Here is a 14978-nt window from a genome sequence, read left to right on the forward strand (position 1 = left end):
ATTATTTGGTATCGTCGTTTTTAACTTCTTCAAATTCGGCATCAACAACACCTTCCTCTGAGGTATGGGATTCAGAACTTCCACCGGCTCCGGACTCGCCACTTTCAGCTGCATTTTTTTGCGCATAAACACGCTCAGCCAATTTACCCGACAACTCGGTCAAGGCATTGGTTTTAGTTTCAATATCGGCTTTATCGTCGCCTTTTATTGCCTGCTTCAATGCTTCAATCGCCTGTTCTATATTACTTTTTTCATCGGCGCTAACCTGCTCGCCCAATTCCTTCAGGGATTTTTCAGTGGCGTGAATCATGCCGTCGGCATGATTTCGCGCCGATACCAATTGGGTCAGTTTACGGTCTTCATCAGCATGGGCTTCTGCATCCTTGATCATACGATTAACTTCCTCGTCTGATAAGCCGCTTGACGCCTTGATAACAATGGACTGTTTTCTACCGGTCGCCTTGTCTTTCGCCGATACATTTAAAATGCCATTCGCATCAATATCAAAGGCCACTTCAATTTGCGGAATGCCGCGCGGAGCCGGTGGAATTTCAGCCAAATCAAAACGTCCCAACGATTTATTGGCGGCCGCAACTTCACGCTCGCCCTGCAATACATGGACGGTTACCGCGGTTTGATTGTCGTCCGCCGTGGAAAAGACCTGTGAGGCATTCGTTGGAATCGTGGTATTTTTCTCAATCAGCTTGGTCATGACGCCGCCCATCGTCTCAATACCCAACGATAAGGGAATGACATCAAGCAGCAGCACATCTTTAACTTCACCACCCAGAACGCCGGCCTGAATCGCAGCGCCTAACGCTACCGCTTCATCCGGATTGACGTCCTTGCGCGGTTCTTTGCCGAAAATGTTTTTCACCATTTCCTGGACTTTCGGCATGCGGGTTTGACCACCCACCAGAATAACATCATTAATCTGCGAAGCCGATAATCCTGCATCTTTAAGCGCCATTTCGCAAGGGCCTTTGGTGCGGTTAATCAATTCTTCAACTAGGGACTCCAGTTTGGCGCGAGTCAGTTTGACATTTAAATGCTTGGGACCTGAGGCATCGGCAGTAATATAAGGCAAATTGACATCGGTTTGCTGGCTTGAAGACAGTTCTATTTTGGCTTTCTCTGCCGCTTCCTTCAAGCGTTGCAATGCCAATGGATCATTATGGACATCTACGCCGCTTTCCTTTTTAAATTCTGCGGCAAGATATTCAATGATTCGGGAGTCGAAGTCTTCCCCGCCGAGAAAAGTATCGCCGTTAGTCGATAATACTTCGAATTGATGCTCGCCTTCTATTTCGGCTATTTCAATAATCGAAATATCAAAGGTGCCGCCGCCCAGGTCATAGACTGCAATTTTGGTATCGCCTTTTGGCTTGTCCATACCGAATGCCAGCGCCGAGGCTGTCGGTTCATTGATGATCCGTTTAACTTCGAGCCCGGCAATGCGCCCTGCATCCTTGGTGGCCTGACGCTGGGAATCATTAAAATAAGCGGGCACGGTAATAACGGCTTCTTTAACTTCTTCGCCCAAATAAGCTTCAGCATCTTTTTTCAGCTTCATCAAAACCCTGGCGGACACTTCCGGAGCCGCCATTTTTTTTCCATGCACTTCAACCCAGGCATCGCCGTTTTCAGCTTCAACGATTTTGTAAGGCACCATTTTTATGTCTTTTTGTACGACATCATCCTTGAAACGGCGGCCAATTAATCGTTTGATTGCAAAAACTGTATTTTTCGGGTTGGTAATCGCCTGCCTTTTGGCCGACTGACCCACTAATACTTCGTCATCGCTGGTAAAAGCGATAATGGAAGGCGTCGTACGAGCACCTTCGCTATTTTCAATAACTCTTGCTACTCCATTTTCCAGAACTGCCACGCAAGAGTTTGTAGTTCCTAAATCAATCCCAATTATTTTAGCCATTGACTACTCCAGACTTGAATATGTTTAAAATGTAAAAAGTTATTATCTATATGGGGCCTGATTTTCCAGGTTCAAGCCTGTTCATCAATGTTCGGAATATCCGCTTCCGGCTTCTCGGCTGCTTTTGCAACCGCAACCATGGCGGGGCGCAACAAGCGTCCATTCAGCATATAACCTTTTTGAAAAACGTTAACTACCGTATTGGGCTCGGCGCTATCTACAACATAGGTTGCCATCGCCTGATGCAACTCGGGATTAAACGTCTGGCCAAGCGGGTCAATTGCAACAATGTTAAATTTTGCAAGTGCTGATTCAAACTGTTTGATCGCCAATTCGCTGCCTTCCCGGAATTTTTGCACTTCAGGGCTCTCGCCTATTGCCGCCTGCAAACCCAGCACCAGGCTGTCCAACACCACCAGCAGCTCTTTGGCAAAACCTTCCAGGGCAAATTTATGGGCATTTTCCAAATCCTTTTGGGTTCGTTTTTTCAGGTTTTCCATTTCCGCCTGAATGCGAACCGCTTTATCCCAGTTGTCATGAACTTTTTGTTCAGACTCGGCTAATTTGTTTGTTAACTCTTCAATGGTCGCCTCATGCTCCATTAATTCGGTATGCGGTTTCTTTTCAACAACCGTATTACCGGCACTTTCTTCATTTTCAGTTTCAACCTGAGATTCAGGCATTTCCTGATCAGTATTCATTATTTAAGCCCCCATAAGAATAGTAGTTAATCAACATGCTTGACTGCATAAAATAAAGATAATGATTTATGATGGGGACATTGATTTCGGATTCAAGGCTGCCCCTAGCAATTTTGCAGTGATATTGACAAACGGAATGATTTTTTCATAAGCCATACGCGTCGGGCCGATTACTCCCAGTACGCCCACTACTTCATCATCTACCGCATAGGGTGAAGTTACCAGACTGCAATGATCAAAGGCATGGTAACCCGATTCTTCGCCAATAAATATCTGCACACCCGCTGCTTTCATGCATTGATCCAGCAAATGAATAACGCCCTGTTTCTGGCTAAACGCATCGAACAGTTTTTTTAAATGCTCTCTATCGGCCAGTTCAGAAAAACTCATTAAATTGGTTTCGCCTGTCAGTACATAATCTTCTTTTTTATGCCCCGGCTCAAAAGCCAGCTGAGCCATTTTTATGGCATCGAGCATGTCCTGATTCATGCGTTCCTGATCTTCCTGCAATTCTTTCACGACGGCTTCCCGCACGGCAGCCAGACTGCGCCCCTGATAGATGGAATTCAGGTAATTGGCAGCTTGCTGTAATTCCGCCGCGCTGAAGGCCCGGTCTGTATGAATAATCTTGTTATGAACTTCCTGTTCATTGGTGACAAATATGACCAATACGCGGGTATTTGATAAAGGTAAAAATTCAATGTGACGAAAAAAGACTATTTCCCTTTTTGGCAGGGTGACTACCCCGGCCATCTGGGTTAATTCCGCCAGCAATCGCGAAGCAACACCCAGGATATCGCTGGTGTCATCCCGCGCTGATAATCCTTCATACAAGCGCGTTAAATCTTTCGAGTCCAAGGGCTTGACAGTCAACAAGGTATCAACAAACAAGCGGTATCCGCTTACCGTGGGCACTCTTCCCGCTGAAGTATGGGGTGAATGGATCAGGCCTAAATCTTCCAGATCCGCCATGACATTACGAATAGTTGCAGGACTCAATTGCAAATCCGAATCCTTCGAAAGCACCCGGGAGCCTACTGGCTGTCCATCACTGATATAACGCTCAACCAGCGCTTTCAATAACTTTAAGGACCTCCTGTTTAAAACCTGAGCATTATTACTCACACAAACCTCTAAAATACTAAATTACACTCTACTATTACGAGCGCTAATTAAAAAAAAATATCAGCTCATAGAGCTATTGTCAATAAACTCTCCCTCATGGTATCAAGACACTTCATAACACCTGATCAATTAGACAAAAAATCGGCTATTAGGTTTACCCAATGCTGTCGAACCCCTAATAGTTGTTGTCGTAATCACTTAAACTGAATCATATAGAGTAACAAACAAAGCCCGTTTTATACGCAAAGATAGGTTGAGATAGAATTTAGGCGCTATGATTTAGGGTAGTGTCTTTTTCGCTTTCCACTATCGGCTGTTCCAGTAAGCGGGATAACCACACTTATGCGGGTTTATGATTTAACTTAAGCACGCTATGGGAAAGAAGCCGAACAGTAAAATTAACAATGCCGGCACACAGCAGCGTCAGTTCGCGTGAGCGCAAATCCTGTATCTGTTTAACACGAACGTGTTTGATAGAGCCGAAAAAAACACGGAGCCTAAAAGACAACATGTAAGCTGTACCTAAAATCGTCCCTGCCAGTGCTGCGATACCTAGACCCGGATGAGCCATTAAGTCCCTGATAAGCAATAATAGTTCAGCAGGGAAACCATTAGTGCCCAGCATGACTATGCCGGGCAGCGCAAATAAAAAATAAAAACAGGTTAACCGCGGCCCTACTTGGGCCAGACCGGCCAGATGCACCACTTAGTTACTGCCCAGGCGCTGGTGAATAAATCGGACGATCAACAGGATTGAGCCCGCGACTCGCGTGAAATCGCATAATTGACAATAGCGCCTTAGATACCCTGCCTATTCAAGGTAGTCATACCGCTTATAACGCAGCCGCTGCGTTATAGATTGAATTAAACAACAGCCGGGTTTTAATATATTGAAATTTCGGCAGCAGGGATTTAGCCAATAAACTGGCTAAAGCAACGGGCGCTAGCGCGTCAATAATAAAATGTGCTAATAAAAGATTACGGCGCCAGCCCTGATACATCAGATTAGTGCTTTTAGCTCAGCAACCGCAGTTATGATTGGTGCCTAAAACCTGAAAGAAGCTTTCTCGGCAATGATAATCTCAAGCGGTTAACCAGATTTTACTGTTTTACGTGACATCAAATTCATCCACTATCCTCAGCATGGGCTGCAAATCCTGGTTGTGCAGATTTTGCACACAGCCCGCGCTTAGCCCCAAGTGCGGGCATAAGCGAAACAGCCGCCAGCCGCTGTTGCTTATTGCGCATCCGGGTTTATTATCTGCCATGGGGCTGAGTTGCCAGGGATGAATCCGATCGGCAAGCTGTTGTCAGCAGGCCCGATTATGGCGTTCGGATCCCGCACGGCTGGTTAAGGCGTCTGTCGCATCGTCAGGTAATACACCGATATTCTGCCACCAGGCAGGAAGCTCATGCAGAATTTGATTAGCCTCATGTCGAAGAGTTGCCCCAAGTCTCCATGGGAGACTAACCGGCTGCATTTAGGCAGTTTCCAGTGCGCGACGCCTTCATCCCCAGCCGAAGCACACAGCCGTATCAGTTGCCGACAAACGAACTCAAAAATATCGTTGCCGCTTAATGACTGAATAAAGCCGCGCAAGCGGGGTATAGCATGCTATCAAGAACCGCGCTGTTATGCTCACGCAAAAAATGCATATTTTGGGAGGACTTTTGAAGATCTTCTTGTCTCATAAAGTGCTATAAAACCGTAGGCTATCAGGCCGTGCTTTGGGCAATGCCGCTGTTGACCAATCCATCAATGCCCCTGGCAAGCAACCGAATAATAAGCGGCGGCAATCTTTATTTCGTCTGCTAACAGCTTCGCGGGACTTAAAGCCTTCAATTTGCTGAATTTACAGCAGGATGCTGATGGGGCTGAGTGCTTCAATATGAGCCAGGGCTAGCCGGGGTAGGGAAAATATTCGTTGAACTGCAAATTGGCGGGGCGCCGGTTATATATATAGCTAACAGATTAGCTACCTAATAGATAACCGGCGCATTTCCAGTCGGGATTAAAACTATCACTAAAGAGCCCCTCCCCTGTGTGCGGCAGGCTGAGGATGCCCTTTATTCATATTTCCATCGATATTTACTCCTGGCTCTTTATTGTTGAGGCGAGAATTTTAAGGGACTTGTTTACTGTCAAGCTTGATGGATATAATAATTTGCTGTTTGTTGCGGACTTTCGGAATGGAAAGAAAATCCGAGTTTTTCCTTCTTGGCAAAATACATTGCATTATCAGCATGATGAAGCAGGGTTTCACTGTCGGTGCCATTTTTAGGATAAATTGCAATGCCGATACTTGTACCCAAAGTAATTTCATCACCCTTCAAGGAATAGGGCATTCTTAATATTTTCTGGATTTTTTCCGCGACCAGCACAGCTGCATCCGCATCAGTCTCCGGTAATATCAGGGCAAATTCATCGCCCCCGAGTCGTGCTGCTATGTCGGAATCACGCACGGTAGAGAGAAGTCTTCGGGCTAATTCTTTAAGAATTTCGTCACCGGCAGCATGACCCAGGCTGTCATTGATAAATTTAAAGCGGTCCAAATCCAGGTAAAAAAGCGAAAAGGACAACTTTGTACGGTTGGCCATATTGAGGGTTTGCTGAAGACGATCGGTAAATAGTCGGCGATTAGCCAACCGGGTCAATTCATCGTAATAAGACAGCCAGATCAAGCGCTCATCTGCCTGCTTACGAATAGTAATATCATGCACAATCCCGTCGACGCCAATACAGTTGCCATATTCATTGTATACAGGTGAATCTGTTACTTCCAACCAGTGCGGTACATGCCTTATATCATAGATTTCCAGCTCATAAGGAGGATTAGGTACGCCTTTAGCACAGAGTTCAGTACAAGCGTCTATTTTCAAATTCACGGGATTATCAGTCAAATAGTTACGGAAATTGGTCATGAATTCTTCTGGAGTGTAACCCAGGATATTAGTAATTGAAGGGCTGACATAAGTAAATATGCCATTACTGTCATGCTGATAAAAAAAGTATTCGTTACGAAGATTCTCTACCAGGCTACCGAACCTATTTTCGCTGGAGTTAAGCTCGGCTGTACGTTTTAATACCAAATGCTCAAGTTCGCTTTGCAATGCCTTGAGATTATTATTAGCAATTTGAACTTCATTCTTTGACTGGTTAATTTTTTGATTTTGCCGCCGAACCTGAAAAATCCATAACAGTAAAAAAACCAGCACAATAAAAAAACCTCCCAGTATTTTCCCCAGCAACAAATAATCAATTGAAGGCTCGGATTTAGGAACCCATTTGGCGAAGACATTCTGTATTTCTCCTTCGCTTAACGAATCCAGCCCTTTTTGTAAAATGGCCACCAGTATGGGCCAATCCTTGCGTACGGCCATACTCTCATTGGCGCTGTTGCGGTCATAAAAGGCGGCGAATTTCAGATCGTCCAGAAAAAATTTTGTTTGCAGATAATTAGCCGTAGCCATAAAAGTAATGGTAGCATCAGCCTTCCCTGCACTGACGGCATTAAGCCCTTCAAGCATGGTATCCACAAAATAGGGCTTGACAGAAGGAAACTCTTCGATAACGCTGTCTCCATACTGATAACCTTTAACGATGGCGATTTTTTTACCCGCAAGATCGGTACGTTCCTTGATCGTATCATTACCCTTTTTGGTCATAATCACCAGGGATTTGGTCAAATAGGGTTGGGTAAAATTAAACCAGAGTCTGCGTTCGGGGCGATTAACCATGGTTGCGACTATATCAACTTTACGCGCCGCGGCTATTTTATATAATTCATTCCACGAGGTATTCTGATAAATTTCAAATTTAACGCCCAGCAGTCGGCTCAGAGCGTTAACCGTTTCAATGGCAATACCTTCCAGGTGCCCCGAGTCATTGATAAAACTGTAGGGCGGCAAAGAGCCGTCAAAAGCGATCCGAATATTTTTATGAGACGCCAGCCATGCCTGTTCCTTAGCCGTCAATTGCACTGTCCGGTCAGCTTTATTTTCCGTTGCCGGAGTTCCATGCGGGTCGCCTCCAAACGTTCCGCTTAATAAGAAAATACAAAGAAATAAAGAAAGAATATAAGGCATTGATTAAAAGAGGTAGCGTAATTTTACTTGAAGAATTACAAATTATTCAGATCAGAATTGATAAAAAGTATAGTAAATTCTGAAATAAGCGGCAGTTATAATTTTAATGCTCTATCAACTTTATTAGTAGTTTAGTTTAGCACCCGGGGGTATTCCACTTTAAGCGTTGATTCTGCAGATCAATTCTTAAAAACAACCTAAACTTAATACTTGCCCAGATTCAGGTTTTTGAATAAAGCAGTAAGGTGTATCGCTGTGATAATGACCACCTATCAAAATTAATTCGATAAATTCTATAATTCAACAATGAAAATATCCCCTGGGCAAACTGTTTCAGCGCCGAAAAAACTTCACCAGCGTCTTTATGCCCAAGTCCTGACCGCCATCGCCGTTGCCATTCTGCTGGGTCATTTCTTTCCTGAAACCGGTATAGCGATGAAGCCACTAGGCGACGGCTTTATCAAACTGATTAAAATGATTATCGCGCCGATCATTTTCTGCACGGTGGTAAGCGGTATCGCGGGTATGCAGGATATGGACAAGATCGGCCGCGTCGGCATTAAGGCGCTGATTTATTTCGAAGCCGTGAGCACGCTGGCGCTGGCTATCGGGCTAATTGTCGTCCATATCATTCAACCCGGTGCGGATATGAATGTTGACGCAAGTAAACTGGATAGCCAAAGTTTATCTCCATATACCACTGTGGCGAACTCCAAAAATACAGCAGATTTTCTTCTGAATATTATTCCGGCCAGCGTAGTCGATGCGTTTGCCAAGGGCGATATACTGCAGGTATTACTATTTTCATTATTGTTCGGCTTCTCTCTTGCCGCCATGAAAGAAACCGGTAACGAAGTCATTGTATTCATCAATAAAGTATCCCATGCCTTGTTCGGAATCGTAGAGACCCTTATGAAGCTGGCGCCCATGGGGGCTTTTGGCGCCATGGCGTTTACGATCGGCAAGTACGGTATTGTATCGCTTGCGCCGCTGGCAAAACTGATGGGCAGTTTTTATCTCACCTGTTTAGTATTTATTTTCATGGTGCTCGGACTCATCAGCCGCTTTGCAGGTTTCAGCATTATCAAATTTATCGTCTATATCAAGGAGGAGCTGTTTATTGTGCTGGCCACTTCATCCTCCGAATCCGTATTACCGCGCATGATGGTTAAACTTGAAAAACTGGGCTGCTCCAAATCGGTGGTAGGCCTGGTCATTCCAACCGGTTACTCGTTCAATCTCGACGGCACGGCAATTTATCTTGTCATGGCGGCGATCTTCGTTGCCCAAGCCACCAATACCTCGCTGACTTTAATGCAGGAATTAACCATTATCGGGGTGCTGCTGCTCACCTCGAAAGGCGCGGCGGGCGTAACCGGCAGCGGTTTCATTACCCTTGCCGCAACTCTCTCGGCGATTCCAGCCATACCCGTCGCAGGACTTGCTCTTATTCTCGGCATCGACCGCTTCATGTCAGAAGCTCGTGCCCTGACCAATCTTATTGGCAACGGCGTTGCTACTATAGTTGCGGCCAAGTGGGAAAATGAATTGGAGGTCCGGCAACTTGAGTCTGAATTGAATGCCGTTACAATGGAGGATAAAGCTTGAGCGGGCAAATTTGACTGCTCCAATCAAGGCTATAAACACCATGGCTCGCTTTATTTTTATTTTTCTAAAAATCCAGAATGAGAGCAGGTACTCATTTCAATAAGCCCCAAGCCGCTTTGATTACACAACTGTTAGCCGGCAAAAATGATATCTATGCTCTGTTTTTTGCTGCTATCGAAATTGGTATATCTTGATTAAAGACTTAAAATAAGCTCATATTTTTTAATGCCATCCGGATTATTTATGCAGCCGGTATCAGCTCTACTATCCGCACATATTTCGGAATTGATTAATCATGAATAACCTGTCTAAAAACTTCATCTGGATACTGATTTCTATTTTCGGAGCGTCGGCAGTCGGCGTCATCGCAATGAATCGCGGCGAGAGCATCAACGCCTTGTGGTTCATTGCCGCTGCATTATGCATATATACAATCGCCTATCGCTTTTATTCGGCATGGATTGCTGCGAGAGTGCTGGCAATTGATGAAACCCGGGCGACGCCGGCCGAACGCCTGGACAACGGCCGCGATTTCGTGCCAACTGATAAATGGATTGTATTCGGTCACCATTTTGCCGCCATTGCCGGTCCCGGTCCTTTGGTAGGCCCGACCCTGGCTGCACAATTCGGCTATCTTCCCGGCACTTTATGGATTTTGTTCGGCGCCGTACTGGGAGGTTGTGTTCAGGATATGGTGATATTGTTTATTTCCACCCGGCGCAACGCGAAAAGCCTGGGGCAAATGGCGCGTGAGGAAATAGGACCGGTAGGCGGCACGGCGGCGCTGATAGCCACTTTTGCCATCATGATCATCCTGATTGCCGTGCTTGGCCTGATTGTCGTCAATGCAATGAAACATAGCCCGTGGGCGGCTTCTACAGTGACGGCGACCATTCCGATTGCAATGATTGTTGGCTTTTATATGCGCCATTTTCGTCCCGGGCAAATATTGGAGGCATCGGCATTGGGGGTAATCTTGTTACTGCTTGCCGTGGCGGGCGGCGGCTGGATCGATCATAACCAGACCTTGCGCAGCCTGTTTGATCACGAAGGCTTAACCCTGGCGTGGTGGGTGATGGCGTATGGCCTGGTCGCTGCTATTTTTCCGGTATGGCTATTGTTGGCGCCCCGCGATTACTTATCGACCTTTATAAAGCTGGGCACCATTACCTTGCTGGCAATAGCAATCATCATGCTGCAGCCGGATGTTAAAATGCCGGCGCTGACGCAGTTCATCGACGGAACCGGGCCTATTTTCGGCGGCAAACTGTTTCCGTTTGTCTTCATTACCATCGCTTGCGGCGCAATTTCAGGCTTTCATGCGCTGATCGCTTCCGGCACTACGCCAAAGCTTCTGACCAGCGAGCGCGATATCCGCATGATCGGCTATGGCGGCATGGTGCTGGAATCATTTGTAGCGATCATGGCGATAATAGCTGCTGCCGTGCTGGATCCCGGCGTGTTTTTTGCCATCAATAGCCCGTCCGGCGTAGTCGGTAAAGAGGCTGTAGCCGCTGTTGCAAAAATCTCATCGTGGGGCTTCCCGGTAACAGTAGAACAGATGCACATGCTGGCCAGGCAAATGGGCGAAGCGACTCTGTTTGCCCGTACCGGCGGCGCGCCTTCCTTGGCGGTGGGCATGGCGAGCATTTTCGGCAACGCTTTTGGCCAGAGCCTGCTGGCGCTGTGGTATCACTTTGCCATCATGTTTGAAGCCATCTTTATTCTCACTACGCTGGATGCCGGAACGCGGGTGGGCCGGTTCATGCTGCAGGATATGCTCGGCAATATCTGGCCGAAAATGGCGCAGACCTCATGGCTGCCATCAGTCATTCTTTCCAGTGCGCTGGTAGTGGCGGGCTGGGGCTATTTTCTTTACATCGGCGTCATAGATCCGAACGGCGGCGTCAATATTCTCTGGCCGTTATTTGGTATCGCCAATCAAATGCTAGCGGCGATTGCACTGTGTGTGGGCACGGGTATCCTGTTCAAATCAGGCAAATCCAAATACGCCCTGGTGACCGCTCTACCCTTGTTGTGGCTAATCATTATTACCAGTACCGCGGCATGGGAAAAAATTGCCAGTAACGATATCCGCATCGGCTTCTTTGCAGCGGCGAATGATCTGAGTGACAAGCTGGCGGCTGGAACAATGCCGTCAGAAAAAGCAGATATTGCACCGCAATTGATTTTTAACCTGCATCTGGATGCCGGGTTGACGCTATTTTTTGTGATGCTGCTGTGGCTGATCGTATTCGATATGCTGCGGATGTGTTTTTATTATAAAGTGGGAAAGACAGTGCCCCCGGCTACAGAATCACCCTATACCGCAAGCCGGTTTGTTGAAAAGTGGGTGAGAGATTAATGCTGCGAAAACTCAAATCATTATGGCAAATTGTGCGCCGCTTGTCCGGCGACGATGCCTACGAGCAATACCTGAAGCACTTTGACGCGCATCATCAAGCCCATTCTGATAATAGCAGCTGCCATGCTCCTTTAAGCAAGGAGATGTTTTTCAGGCAGTGGCAGGATGATAAGTGGGAAGGGGTGAAGCGGTGTTGTTAAAGGGATAATTTTTAAATAGCGACAATCCTTGATTTCCTCCCCTATAAATAAAAACAATCATTGTGCCGGCTATTGACTAATAAACAGCTTGCTGGATTTGATTTCTCTAGACGCAGGCAACTCATTCACTTCGGTAAAATAAAGCAACCTCCTTTTTAAAGTTCATCTTCACACCTTGCCGCCTGATCAATGAAACCATGCTGAAGCTAAAAGTCATACGAATATGCCATTGAGCTAGGTAGGGTTTATAGCCTCATTGTATAATTTAATTATTAAATTTTAAAACCAGGGGCTGACCCAGTATGACACCAGAAAAACCTTCCATTCGCCGGCGCGGAATTTATTTATTACCTAATCTGTTTACTACGGGAGCGCTGTTTTCCGGTTTCTATGCCATTACATCGGCAATGGGAGGACGTTACGAGACCGCTGTTGTGGCGATTTTTGTGGCCATGATCCTGGACGGGCTGGATGGCCGGGTGGCGCGTATGACCAACACGCAGAGCGAATTCGGGGTTCAGTATGACAGTTTGTCCGATATGATTTCATTTGGGGCGGCGCCGGCTCTGGTCATGTATTTATGGGCCTTTTCAGGTTTGGGAAAACTGGGCCTGTTCGCGGCCTTTGTTCATATGGCGGGCGGCGCCTTGAGACTTGCCCGCTTTAATACGCAAGTGGTATCTGCCGACAAGCGTTATTTTCAGGGCTTGCCAAGTCCTGCGGCGGCGGCCATTATCGCAGGTTTTATCTGGTTTTGCCTGGAGCATGGCTATAATGCTGAAATACTCAAATATGTCGCCCTGGTATTAACGGTGGCTTCGGGTTTGCTCATGGTCAGCAATTTCCGTTATTCCAGCTTCAAGGAAATTGATTTAAAAGGTAAAGTGCCTTTTATTGTAGTTATTGCAGTCATGCTGGGCATCGGCTTTATTATGGCCCAGCCGCAAACCATGCTGTTCTTGTTATCTTTAGGTTATGCCATTTCCGGACCGATTGTTACTTTGGTCATGCGCAGACGCAAGTGGCAAAGGCGTAAATTGTAAAAATCTGATTGAGGGTCTGCTGTCATCAGCGTATAGTTGCGGCCATGTCGATTCAAAACCCCATGCTTTTCAAAAACACTTTTGCTTGCGCATTATTAGCCGAAGCACGGCTGCAGGCATGGTTGTGTCTGTCTTTAAGACTCCTGCCCTGACGGGCATCCATCTTTTTTCATTAATCATTAATTTTCCCCTTATTTATGTATCAACGAAAGTTGATAGTTCTCCATGAATGGAGTTTTTATGAAAGACAAGTTAATTATATTTGACACAACCTTGCGCGATGGCGAGCAAAGCCCTGGCGCCTCAATGACACGCGAAGAGAAAGTGCGAATTGCCAAAGCGCTGGAACGTTTAAAGGTTGATGTGATCGAAGCCGGTTTTCCCGCCGCCAGTCCGGGAGATTTTGAAGCTGTTCAGGCGGTAGCCAGGATTATAAAAGACAGTACCGTATGCGGTTTGGCCAGAGCGCTGGATCAGGATATAGACCGCGCAGGCGCAGCGCTTAAAGACGCCAACAGAACGCGGATTCACACTTTCATCGCCACCTCGCCGATTCATATGCAAATGAAACTGCACATGCAGCCGGATGAGGTGATTGCGCACGCGGTCAGGGCTGTCAAACGCGCCACCCAGTACACTGATGATGTTGAATTTTCGCCTGAAGATGCGGGACGTTCGGACGAAGATTTTTTGTGCCGGATTCTTGAGGCAGTTATTAATGCCGGGGCAACGACAGTCAATATCCCTGATACCGTCGGTTACAGCATTCCGCAGCAGTTCGGCGCGACTATTGCCAATCTGATTAAACGCGTACCCAATTCCGATAAAGCCGTTTTTTCAGTGCATTGCCATAATGATCTGGGCCTGGCCGTGGCAAACTCCTTGTCGGCCGTCATGAATGGCGCACGCCAGATCGAGTGCACTATCAATGGCCTGGGCGAGCGTGCCGGTAATGCTTCACTGGAAGAAGTCGTTATGGGGGTTCGTACCCGTAAGGATGTTTTTAGCTGTCAGACGGGTGTGGATACACGGGAAATTCTGAATTGCTCAAAATTGGTATCCTCTATTACCGGCTTTCCTGTACAGCCCAATAAAGCCATAGTCGGGGCCAATGCCTTTGCTCATGAGGCCGGTATTCATCAGGATGGCATATTAAAAAGCCGGGAAACATACGAAATCATGCGCGCCGAAGACGTGGGCTGGTCGGCTAACCGTATGGTAATCGGTAAACATTCAGGCAGAAATGCCTTTAAAAGCCGGATAAATGGATTGGGATTTGAGTTCTCCTCAGAGAAAGATTTAAATGAAGCTTTTTCCCGTTTTAAACAATTGGCCGATAAAAAACACGAAATTTTTGATGAGGACTTGCAGGCGCTCATTTCGGAAGCCGGTTTTGAAGCGGAAGACGAGTATGTCAAATTGATATACCTGAAGGTCAACTCGGAAACCGGTGAAATACCCAACGCAGCAGTTACCTTGCGAGTGGATAACAAGGAAGTCATGGGTAGTTCTGATGGCGGCGGTGCTGTGGATGCCAGTTTAAAAGCCATTGAAAAACTGGTAATGACCAAAGCCACGCTGGAATTGTATTCAGTCAACAATATAACGAACGGCACGGATTCACAAGGCGAAGTAACTGTCCGCCTTGAAAAAGACGGCCGGATAGTTAACGGTTTGGGGGCTGATACCGATATTGTCATTGCCTCGGCGAAAGCCTATATTAATGCAGTAAATAAACTGCATAGCTGTGTTCAACGCAGACATCCCCAACAAGGGAATGTTTAATTAAAATCCAACACCCTTATTCTCTCATGAAGAATAAGGGTGTTGCTTCCTGATTTCATTTATTTAACTCTTGCCCATTTCATACATAAATGGCATCTGTGTTTCAATCCACGCGCCCGCGCGGGGCGCGAC

The 14978-nt window shown here is 46.5% G+C and carries 11 protein-coding genes; 5 read left to right on the plus strand and 6 right to left on the minus strand.

Annotated features, from left to right (window positions below; translation table 11 throughout):
- Position 1 precedes the first annotated feature (1 nt).
- The 6 genes from dnaK to HUX64_RS11655 all read right to left on the minus strand — a co-directional run bounded on the left by dnaK (position 2) and on the right by HUX64_RS11655 (position 7845).
- Positions 2 to 1933 (minus strand): molecular chaperone DnaK, encoded by a 1932-nt coding sequence (gene dnaK / locus HUX64_RS11630; RefSeq protein WP_174626401.1) that lies wholly within the window; start codon positions 1931 to 1933, stop codon positions 2 to 4.
- A gap of 71 nt (positions 1934 to 2004) precedes the next feature.
- Positions 2005 to 2634 (minus strand): nucleotide exchange factor GrpE, encoded by a 630-nt coding sequence (gene grpE, locus HUX64_RS11635; RefSeq protein WP_174626402.1) that lies wholly within the window; start codon positions 2632 to 2634, stop codon positions 2005 to 2007.
- A gap of 66 nt (positions 2635 to 2700) precedes the next feature.
- The gene (gene hrcA / locus HUX64_RS11640; RefSeq protein ID WP_174626403.1) at positions 2701 to 3759 is read right to left on the minus strand and encodes a heat-inducible transcriptional repressor HrcA; all 1059 of its coding nucleotides are present in this window, start codon (positions 3757 to 3759) and stop codon (positions 2701 to 2703) included.
- A 340-nt stretch (positions 3760 to 4099) separates the two neighbouring features.
- Positions 4100 to 4462, minus strand: a complete 363-nt coding sequence (locus HUX64_RS11645; RefSeq protein WP_217426509.1) for a hypothetical protein — start codon at positions 4460 to 4462, stop codon at positions 4100 to 4102.
- Between the two features lie 406 nt (positions 4463 to 4868).
- Positions 4869 to 5027 (minus strand): hypothetical protein, encoded by a 159-nt coding sequence (locus HUX64_RS11650; protein ID WP_174626405.1) that lies wholly within the window; start codon positions 5025 to 5027, stop codon positions 4869 to 4871.
- A gap of 874 nt (positions 5028 to 5901) precedes the next feature.
- Positions 5902 to 7845, minus strand: coding sequence for a diguanylate cyclase domain-containing protein (locus tag HUX64_RS11655; RefSeq protein ID WP_174626406.1), 1944 nt, complete (start codon positions 7843 to 7845; stop codon positions 5902 to 5904).
- Positions 7846 to 8151: 306 nt separating this feature from the next.
- Here HUX64_RS11655 and HUX64_RS11660 point away from each other — a divergent pair, with 306 nt between their 5' ends.
- From HUX64_RS11660 to HUX64_RS11680, 5 genes are all read left to right on the plus strand, one after another.
- A complete protein-coding gene (locus tag HUX64_RS11660) occupies positions 8152 to 9453 on the plus strand; it encodes a dicarboxylate/amino acid:cation symporter (RefSeq protein WP_174626407.1) in 1302 nt (433 codons plus the stop codon).
- Positions 9454 to 9748: 295 nt separating this feature from the next.
- Positions 9749 to 11818, plus strand: coding sequence for a carbon starvation CstA family protein (locus HUX64_RS11665; protein ID WP_174626408.1), 2070 nt, complete (start codon positions 9749 to 9751; stop codon positions 11816 to 11818).
- Entirely contained in the window at positions 11818 to 12018 is a 201-nt protein-coding gene (locus HUX64_RS11670; RefSeq protein ID WP_174626409.1) for a CstA-like transporter-associated (seleno)protein, read from the plus strand. Before HUX64_RS11665 ends, HUX64_RS11670 begins: the two co-directional genes overlap by 1 nt.
- Positions 12019 to 12320: 302 nt before the next feature.
- Positions 12321 to 13061: a CDP-diacylglycerol--serine O-phosphatidyltransferase gene (pssA, locus tag HUX64_RS11675; RefSeq protein WP_174626410.1), complete on the plus strand. Its 741-nt coding sequence runs from the start codon at positions 12321 to 12323 to the stop codon at positions 13059 to 13061.
- 240 nt (positions 13062 to 13301) lie between these two features.
- A complete protein-coding gene (locus HUX64_RS11680; RefSeq protein ID WP_174626411.1) occupies positions 13302 to 14846 on the plus strand; it encodes a 2-isopropylmalate synthase in 1545 nt (514 codons plus the stop codon).
- Positions 14847 to 14978: the final 132 nt, after the last annotated feature.

It is taken from the genome of Candidatus Methylobacter favarea, assembly GCF_902806695.1.
In the GTDB taxonomy this organism is placed as follows: domain Bacteria; phylum Pseudomonadota; class Gammaproteobacteria; order Methylococcales; family Methylomonadaceae; genus Methylobacter_B; species Methylobacter_B favarea.